The sequence below is a fragment of the Ruminococcus sp. 210702-SL.1.03 genome (genome assembly GCF_020559915.1).
Taxonomy (GTDB): Bacteria; Bacillota; Clostridia; order Oscillospirales; family Ruminococcaceae; genus YE71.
Genome location: NZ_JAJCLZ010000157.1, coordinates 1 through 289, shown reverse-complemented (window position 1 = coordinate 289; position 289 = coordinate 1). Strand labels below are relative to the sequence as shown.

General features: G+C 36.0%; 1 pseudogene. It reads left to right on the top strand.

Annotation, left to right across the window (positions count from 1 at the left end):
* Positions 1–286 (top strand): annotated as a pseudogene (locus LI114_RS13915) (hypothetical protein); the annotation flags it as partial.
* Between the last annotated feature and the right edge of the window lie 3 nt (positions 287–289).

Genomic DNA, 289 nt, shown 5'->3' with positions numbered 1-289 from the left:
ACTTACAAAGGATAAGGAACAAGCTATCGAATGGTTTACAAAGTCCGCAAACGATGGCAATGAGTATGCACGAGATATGCTTGACGACATAGCAAAGTTTGAGAATGATCTGCTTGCGAATACGATTTTTAGTTTGTTTGTTAGTCTTAGTAGGTGTATTCAGGATAGTTATGACAACGATCGTAAAGACTTACAAAGCATAGTTGACAGAAAACTGATGAGGGTTATTCGCAAAAAGAAAATGGAGTTGGGAGAGAAAGAAGAAAATCATATGGATATACAATAAAGA